The following is a 7,768-nucleotide window of genomic DNA, read 5'->3' on the forward strand; positions in this document are numbered from 1 at the left end:
CGCGACATCCTCGACAGGGTCGCGGGGGGGGGGGCGGCGGGGGGGGGGGGGGGGGGCGGGCTGCGCTGCGCCGGGGGGGGGCCCCCCCCCACTGGGGGGCGCGCCCCCCACAGGGCTCGTGGGGGGGGCATCCCACTCGGCGGACCGGACCGGACCGGTCCGCCGTACGCGGCGACCGGAGCGCTCAGAGCCAGGTGGTGCCCAGCCAGACGGCCGCCGCGGCGGCGGCCAGCAGAACGATGTTGAGTCCGATCACGCGTGCCTCGCCGCGCGAGAGGTGGACGGCCGTGCCGCCGACCTGGATCAGGACGAGACCCGTCGCGGCGGCGACGGCGAGCCAGGGCGCGATCCCGGTGAGCGGGGGCAGGATCAGGCCTGCCGCGCCGAGGACCTCCAGCGTCCCGATGAGCCTCACCACCGGCATCGGTACGGTGTCGACCCATCCCATCATGGGCCGCAACTGCTCCTGGCTCCGCAGGATCTTGATGCCTCCGGCGTAGAGGTAGAAGGCCGCCAGCAGTGCTGCGACGATCCAGTAGGCGATGTTCATGGCGGTCCCTCGCACAATGGTTACCAGGCGTAAGTTGCCCCATGATGAGTCACTGTCGGGGGGCCCGCAAAAGGCACATGGATGTGCGCTACCCACAGGGAGTTGTCGTGTCGCAGTACCAGCACACCTGCATGATCCGAGGGGACGGCGGCCGGACGGTCCGCGCCGTCCTCGACCGGATCTGCGACAAGTGGACGCTGCTGATCGTGACGACCCTCGAACAGGGCCGGCTGCGCTTCACCGATCTGCAGCGGCAGATTCCCGGCATCTCGCAGCGGATGCTGACGCTGACCCTGCGGAACCTGGAGCGCGACGGCCTGGTGTCGAGGACGGCGTACGCGGAGGTCCCGCCCCGCGTCGAGTACGCGCTGACCCCCACCGGAGAGAGCCTCATTCCGCCGGCCCTCGCGTTGGCCGGCTGGGCGGTCGAGCACATCGCGGAGATCGAGGCCAGCAGGACCGCTTACGAGGACCGGGCGGGGTGATGCCGGTGGGGGCCAGGGGTGTCACCGCCGGGCTCAGCGCTGGAAGGCGGCCCCCAGGTGTGCGCCGGGCTCGGGCGCGGCGAGGGTGTGCGGTCCATAGCTCACCGATCCGGTCGCCGTGATGCCCGAGGCGGTGCCGGGGAAGACCCAGACACCACCGGAGCCGCTGTTCTCCTTCGGCGCCGACACGAGGACGTACCCGCCGACGACGGCGGTGCCGCCGCCGAACGCGTCGCCGTTCTCGGCCGTGCCGGGGACCCCGGCCGTGTTCTGGCTGAAGACCTGGACGGCACTGCCGGACAGGCCCGTCCGGCTCCCCCTCAGCACGGCGAAGGTGCCGGCGTCGGTCCGTCCGGCGTGGTCCTCTCCGGGCACCCCGGCGACGACGTCGGCGTATCCGTCACCGGTGACGTCCCCGACGGAGACGTCGGTGCCGAAGCGGTCGCCGCTCTCCCCCGTGCCGGGAACGCCCGGCGTGTTCTGACCGATCAGGGTGGCCCGCGCCGCGAATCCGCCGGGCGCGCCCCGCACGACGCCCACGAGCCCGCCGCCCGGGGCGGTGCTGCGGCCGAAGACGACGTCCAGGAGGCCGTCGTGGTCGATGTCGCCGAGGGCGATGCTGTCCGCGGACACGGTGTCGGCCGCGGCTATGAGCGGGCCCTCCGCGAAACCGCCCCTGGTGCCCCAGAGCAGTTGCAGCCGGGGCGGCGGCACCGTCCCGTCGTTGTCGGAGTCCCACGATCCCCTGCTGATGACGAGGTCGGTCTCGCCGTCGCCGTCGACGTCGCCCGCCGCCATGGCGTGGACGCGGACGTCCGCGTCCACGAGCGGGCCGGTGCGGGCCGGGACACCGGCACGGCTGATGGGCCCGTACCGCGTCTCGTACAGCGTCGCGAGGTCCGGGTGGCCGTCCCCGTTGAAGTCGCCGGCCCGGGTCACCCCCGTGCCCTCGCCGACGACGGCCGCCTCGACGAGCCCGCCCACGCTTCCCCACAGCACGGTCTGGCGTCCCACGTCACGGGCGCTGCCGACGTCCTCACCGGGGGATCCGACGACGAGGTCGGTGTAACCGTCGCCGTCGAGGTCCGCCGCGGTCAGGTCGCTGCCGAAGCGGTCGCCCGCCTCCGCCGTGCCGGGGATTCCGTAGCGGTTCTGGCTGATCACCTGGCGCTTGACGCCGTCGGGGCCCTGTCCCATGCCGTAGACGACGGTGAAGTATCCCGCCCCGGCCCGGCCGTTGACGGTGCCGCCGGGGGCGCCGATCGCCACGTCGGGGTATCCGTCACCGTCGAAGTCGGCACGCACCGACCCCGGTACGGCGGCGGTGGGGGCACCCGAGGGGGCGTTCGCCGGGGAGGCCACGACAGGGGCGGCGCCCGTGGCGGACAGGACGACGGCCGCGGCCGCGGCCACGGGCAGGCGGAACTTTCGCGAGGACAAGGCAAACCCCTTAGGACGGTGATCGTGCGCCGGGCGTCCCGACGCCCGGTGCCCGAGAAGACCCACACACGACACCGATGGTTGTACGCCACCCCTTCACCCCAGGTTCACCGCGATGCGACCGTCCGAGGAACCCGGGGTCCACGCGGAGGAACTGCGCGCGTTCCTCCGCCCCTGCCGGGCCGTGGCGGCCGACCGGCTGCCCCGCTCCACTTGACGAACCGGCCTCGCTCGCAGGATTACTCACCTATTCAACGACTTGGCATTGTTCACCATTCTGTCGGCGCCCTCCCGCGCCGGACCTCGCGACCCCGGGAGGAAGAACCCTGCGGATTCAATACGCGCGGGAACGCGCCGACCCTCACAATCGGAGGACGTGGGGCGCCATAACTCGCCAAGTTCTCCTGCTCCGTTGACGTGCCAAACAGTGGCTAAATATCATCGATCTGAAGTTCGGTTAGAGGTCGATTGATCTGCACGTCTCGCAATACGGGTCGATCCGGCCCCTTGCCGTGGCAATCGAACGTCACTGCTCAAACGGGGGATTCGTGGTATCAGTGATCGAGGCTGCCGGACCTTATCCGGCCCGTTCAATTTCGGAAGAATTCCCGGACGCCAAACACGGGTATGTCCGTCCTTTGATCTGCGGGCAGGTCGCAGACAACAGTTTTTTCGTGGCGAGGGGCATTCCGTGTTGTTCTTCTCCGTGCTAGGCCACGTCGAAGTACGGGCCCGTGACCGGGTGTTCCAGCTCGCCGGCGCCATGCAGCAGCTCTTGCTCGCGGCGCTTCTCGTCTCCAGAGGAGAACTCGTCACCGTCGACTCGCTCATTCTCGAACTGTGGGGCGGTGAACCGCCGTCCAAGGTGCAGAACGCGCTCCAGGCACAGGTGAGCCGGGTCCGCAGAAGCCTGGCGCTCCTCGAACCCGAACGGCCCGGATCACGGGTGATCACGACACCCTCGGGCTATCTTTTCTCGGTCGGCAGGCAGGAACTCGACGCCCATGTGTTCATGGACACCGTCGACCGTGTCCGGCGTGGCGTCGCGGACGGAACGCCGGCCGACCCGGCCCAGGACATCCGTGAACTGCGCCGGGCGCTGTCCTTCTGGAGCGGCCCGGTGTTCGGGGGGCTTCGCGTCGGACCGCTGTGCCAGGCCGTCGCGGCCCGGTACGTGGAGGCCAGGAACGCGGCGCTCACCCTGCTCTTCGAGCTGGAGCTGAGGACCGGCCCGCCCGACCGGATCCTTCCGGAACTCGCCGAGGCGTACGAGCAGAACCCCACGAACGAAAAGCTCTGCATGCTCCTCATGGGGGCGCTCTACCGCTGCGGACGCCAGCGCGACGCGCTCGACGTCTACCGCAAGTGCCGGCGCACCCTTGTCGACGACCTGGGCGTCGAGCCGACGCCCGCGCTGCGCCGGTACGAGAAGGCCATCCTCACCCACGACCCCGAGCTCTCCCGCGAGCCCGTGGGACAGGGCGGCCGGATGGGGATGTGAGCCGCACCGCGTCACGGCACGGCCACCGTGACGCGAAGGCGTGAGCAGGCCTGATCGAAACGGTGGAGCACGACGTCCACCACCTCGGGGGCGTCGCCGAGGACCGGCGCGACGACATCCGCCCGCGCGGCGCCCCGCACGATGCGGTCGGCGAGGAATCCGGGGGCGAGGACGTACGGGGCGACGGCCACGCGGGCACAGCCCGAAGCACGCAGCCGGCGAACGGCCCAGGCCGTACCGGCGCCGTCCGGGCGGGAACCGCCACCGGACGGCGCCGCGTCGGCGGGCAAGGAGGCGAACGCGGGCCGCACGGCGCACCAACCGGTGTGCCGCCACTCCCGCGCGATGTCCGCGATCACCGCGTTCGCCTCCCGATCGGAGGTTCCCGCCGAGGCCAGCACGACCCCGGTCGAGGACTTGTCGCCGGGCGTCAGCCCGGCCTCGTACAGCCGTCGTTCGAGGGCCCGCGACAGCGGTGGTGCGGGTCCGAGGACCGCCGCCCGCTCGATCCGCAGCTCCGGCGGCGCCCGGCGCAGCAGCGCCGGGATGTCCGCCCTGGCGTGGACGGCACGGCTCAGCAGCAGCGGTACGGCGACGACCTCACGGACCGCCTCCTCCCGCCGTGGCCCCGCACACGGTACGTCCGCCGCGAGCTCCGCCAGCACCTCGGGCACCGAGGGGCCGGTGAAGTCCAGGAACCCGATCTCCACCCGCAGTTCCGGCCGCCGGGCCCGCACCCGTCCTACCAGCGCGCGCAGTGTTCCCGCGTGCCGGGGATCGCGGCTGCCGTGCGCGACGGCGAGCAGCACGGGTGGCATCGGTGTCACCCCGCCCGTTCGACCAGGCCGCGGCTGCGCAGGACGCGCCGCTCCAGGGGTGAGAAGACCAGCACGTCGATGCCGATCCCGACGAGCAGGATCAGGATGATCGTGGCGAGGACTCCCGACATGTCGCTGTAGGTGCGGAAGTTCTCCAGCAACTGGCCGAGCCCGGTGCCGAGATCGGGTGAGCTGGCGATGAGTTCGGCCGCCATCAAGGAGCGCCAGGCGAACGCCCAGCCCTGTTTGAGCCCGGCGAGGAATCCGGGGAGCGCGGCGGGCAGCAGCACATGGCGGACCGAGGCGAGCCCGGTGGCACCGACGACCCGGCCCGCGCGCAGATACAGCGGCGGAGTCTGATCGAGGCCGGCGACCAGTCCGTTGGCGATGGAGGGCACCGCGCCGAGCAGGACGACCGCGTACACGGTCGCGTCGGTGAGCCCGAACCAGATCATCGCGGCCGGTACCCAGGCCACCGACGGCAGCGACTGCAGCCCGGACAGGATCGGCCCGATGGCCGCCCGGACCGGTCTGATCCGCGCGACCGCGAGACCCAGCGGCGTCCCGATGACGATCGACATGCAGAAGCCGAACACGCCGCGGGAGAGGCTGGTCCACACATAGCCGAAAAGCGTGCCCTCCAGCCACATCTGCCGGATGGACCGGGCCACGTCGAGCGGTCCGGGCAGGACGTGATCGGGCTTCAGGTCCAGGGCCGCGGCGAGCTGCCACGCGCCGACGATCAGGACGACGGTGCACAGCGGTGGCAGTACGGTCGCGAAAATCCGGCGCGCGACGGGCGCCCGCGTGGCCGCGGCCGGTCTCTCCAGCGCGTCGAGTCCCGCTTCGAGCCCCGCGAGGTCGCTCGTGTCCTCGGTGTCACTGCCTGCCATGGCTGCGGATCTCCCCTCGCAGTTCCTCGGTGATCTCCACGGAGAGTTCGGCGACCGCGGCGTCCTCGATGCGGCGCGGCTGCGGGATGTCCACCGTCCATTCGCGGGCGATGCGCCCGGGGCGGGAGGTGAGCAGCACCACGCGCTGGGCGAGCCGCACGGCCTCGCGGACGTTGTGGGTGACGAAGAGGACCGACAGTCCCGTCTCCGCCCAGACGCGGGTCAGTTCGTCGTGGAGCACGTCCCGGGTGATCGCGTCGAGCGCCGCGAACGGCTCGTCCATGAGGAGCAGCCGGCTGTCCTGGGCGAGCGCCCGGGCGAGCGCCACGCGCTGGCGCATACCGCCGGACAGCTCGTGCACCCGCTTGCCGTACGCGCCCTTGAGCCGGACGAGTTCGAGCAGCCGCTCCGTCTCGGGGCGCCGCTCCGCCCTGGTCATCCCCCGCATGCGCAGAGCGAGTTCGATGTTCTTGCCCGCGGTCAGCCAGGGGAAGAGGGCGTGTTCCTGGAACATCAGGGCCGGGCGTCCGCCGGGCACGTCGATCGTCCCGAGGGTCGGTTCGTCGAGCCCCGCGACGAGGTTGAGCAGCGTCGACTTGCCGCACCCGGAGGCGCCCAGCAGGGTGACGAACTCGCCGGTCGCCACGTCGAGGGTGATGTCGTCCAGCACGGGCCGGCCCGCCTGCCGGCCGAACGTCTTCGACACGTGGTCGATGCGCGCGGCGGGCGGCGTCGCGTCCCGGGCGGACTCAGGGGTCCGTCGGACGAGGTGGGTGGCCATACGGTCGCCTTCCGGTCAGCCGGCGCCGAGGCCGGCGTCGTCGACCGCGGGCCGTCCCGCGGCCTGGAGGGCCTTGTTGAGAGGCCGGAGGTCGTAGATGCGGTCGAGCAGCGGGTCCTGGAGCAGACCGGCCGCGACCGCGTGGGCCGCTTCGTCGCGCAGGGTCGCGGCGAGCGGATCGTCGAGGATCCGGACGTGGTCGAAGGCCATGTCCAGGACCTTCGGCGGCAGTTCCGTGCCGGAGTCGGCCTTCAATTTCCGGCCGACCGCGGTCTTCGCCTGCCGGGGGTGGGCGTTGATCCAGGCGTTGGTGCGCACCGAGCCGCGCAGCAGCGCCTCGACGACGTCCGGGTGCTTCTTCAGGAACCGCTGGGACACGATCATGTTCGTGATGACGAACTGCCCGTCCTTCCAGAGCGACTTCTCGTCCACCAGGACCTTGCCGCCGGCCGCGACCAGCCGGGCGGCGACGGGCTCGGGCACCCATGCCCCGTCGAGATCGCCGCGTTCGAAGAGGATGGGGATCTCCTTGTTGTCGACGCGCTGGACCTTCACGTCGCCCCGTCCGCTCCTGGCGTCGACCTTGTAGCCCTGTCGTGCGAGGTAGTCGAGGAGGGCCACGTCCTGGGTGTTGCCGAGCTGGGGCGAGGCGATCGTCCTGCCCTTGAGCGCGGCCGGGGAGCCGATCTTCCGGGGGTTCACCACCAGGGAGACGCCGCCCGAGGCGGAGCCCGAGATGATGCGCAGGTTGGTCCCGTCGGACTTCGTGTAGCCGTTGATGGCGGGCGAGGGGCCGATCCAGCCGACGTCGATCGCACCCCCGTTCAGCGCCTCGATCTCGGCCGGGCCGGCGTTGAACGCCTGTGTCCGGATCTTCGTCCCGCCCAACTCCTTCTGGAAGAAGCCTTCTTGCAGGCCGACCAAGGCGGTGGCATGGGTGATGTTGGGGAAGTATCCGATCCGTATCCGGTCCAGTCCGCCGGTCTTCTCGCCGGTGGCGAGGACGGCCGGCCTGTCCATGTCCTTGCCCTGGGAGCCGTAGCCGCAGCCGGCGGCGGCGAGCACGGAGAGGACGGAGAACGCGACGACCGGTAGTCGTCCGGAGGAGCGGATGGTGAGCGGGGCTGGCACGGCGACTCCCTTTCCTCACAGGCCGGTCGGACTCGTCGGAGGGCGGTGCGGATGTGTGGTGAAGGCGGGTCCCGCCATTCCCGCGGTGAGGGTGGTGCCGTCGGCGGGGTCGATGAGGATGAAGGCGCCGGTGCGGCGGGAGTCGGCGTAGGAGTCGAGCGGGAGGGGT

At 71.4% G+C, this 7,768-nt stretch carries 8 protein-coding genes; 2 read left to right on the top strand and 6 right to left on the bottom strand.

What is annotated here, in order from left to right; translation table 11 throughout:
* Positions 1–184 precede the first annotated feature (184 nt).
* Positions 185–550 carry a DoxX family protein gene (locus ACFXGX_RS29275; protein WP_384796652.1) on the bottom strand — a complete coding sequence of 122 codons (366 nt, stop codon included), beginning with the start codon at positions 548–550 and terminating at the stop codon, positions 185–187.
* A 107-nt stretch (positions 551–657) separates the two neighbouring features.
* Between ACFXGX_RS29275 and ACFXGX_RS29280 the strand changes: the two genes are divergently transcribed.
* Complete coding sequence (locus ACFXGX_RS29280) at positions 658–1,035, top strand: winged helix-turn-helix transcriptional regulator (protein WP_384796655.1); 378 nt, start codon at positions 658–660, stop codon at positions 1,033–1,035.
* 33 nt (positions 1,036–1,068) lie between these two features.
* On the opposite strand, the gene ACFXGX_RS29285 is transcribed toward ACFXGX_RS29280, so the two are convergent.
* Complete coding sequence (locus tag ACFXGX_RS29285; RefSeq protein ID WP_384796658.1) at positions 1,069–2,475, bottom strand: FG-GAP-like repeat-containing protein; 1,407 nt, start codon at positions 2,473–2,475, stop codon at positions 1,069–1,071.
* 691 nt (positions 2,476–3,166) lie between these two features.
* Here ACFXGX_RS29285 and ACFXGX_RS29290 point away from each other — a divergent pair.
* Positions 3,167–3,976 carry a BTAD domain-containing putative transcriptional regulator gene (locus ACFXGX_RS29290; protein WP_384796661.1) on the top strand — a complete coding sequence of 270 codons (810 nt, stop codon included), beginning with the start codon at positions 3,167–3,169 and terminating at the stop codon, positions 3,974–3,976.
* 11 nt (positions 3,977–3,987) lie between these two features.
* On the opposite strand, the gene ACFXGX_RS29295 is transcribed toward ACFXGX_RS29290, so the two are convergent.
* Genes ACFXGX_RS29295 through ACFXGX_RS29310 form a run of 4 tightly spaced genes read right to left on the bottom strand, consistent with a single transcriptional unit; the run spans position 3,988 to position 7,599 of the window.
* Positions 3,988–4,794 carry a sirohydrochlorin chelatase gene (locus ACFXGX_RS29295; protein ID WP_384796664.1) on the bottom strand — a complete coding sequence of 269 codons (807 nt, stop codon included), beginning with the start codon at positions 4,792–4,794 and terminating at the stop codon, positions 3,988–3,990.
* A gap of 5 nt (positions 4,795–4,799) precedes the next feature.
* On the bottom strand, positions 4,800–5,687 hold the full coding sequence (locus tag ACFXGX_RS29300; protein WP_384796667.1) for an ABC transporter permease: 888 nt from the start codon (positions 5,685–5,687) through the stop codon (positions 4,800–4,802).
* A complete protein-coding gene (locus ACFXGX_RS29305; protein ID WP_384796670.1) occupies positions 5,674–6,468 on the bottom strand; it encodes an ABC transporter ATP-binding protein in 795 nt (264 codons plus the stop codon). Before ACFXGX_RS29305 ends, ACFXGX_RS29300 begins: the two co-directional genes overlap by 14 nt.
* Positions 6,469–6,483: 15 nt before the next feature.
* Positions 6,484–7,599, bottom strand: a complete 1,116-nt coding sequence (locus ACFXGX_RS29310) for an ABC transporter substrate-binding protein (RefSeq protein WP_384796673.1) — start codon at positions 7,597–7,599, stop codon at positions 6,484–6,486.
* Positions 7,600–7,768: the final 169 nt, after the last annotated feature.

Origin of the sequence: Streptomyces sp. NPDC059371 (assembly GCF_042751995.1) — a bacterium.
Lineage (GTDB): Bacteria > Actinomycetota > Actinomycetes > Streptomycetales > Streptomycetaceae > Streptomyces.

Coding starts and splice junctions, on each gene's coding strand:
- ACFXGX_RS29275 (WP_384796652.1), bottom strand. CDS start 550: ATGAACATCGCCTACTGGATCGTCGCAGCACTGCTGGCGGCCTTCTAC.
- ACFXGX_RS29295 (WP_384796664.1), bottom strand. CDS start 4,794: ATGCCACCCGTGCTGCTCGCCGTCGCGCACGGCAGCCGCGATCCCCGG.
- ACFXGX_RS29300 (WP_384796667.1), bottom strand. CDS start 5,687: ATGGCAGGCAGTGACACCGAGGACACGAGCGACCTCGCGGGGCTCGAA.
- ACFXGX_RS29305 (WP_384796670.1), bottom strand. CDS start 6,468: ATGGCCACCCACCTCGTCCGACGGACCCCTGAGTCCGCCCGGGACGCG.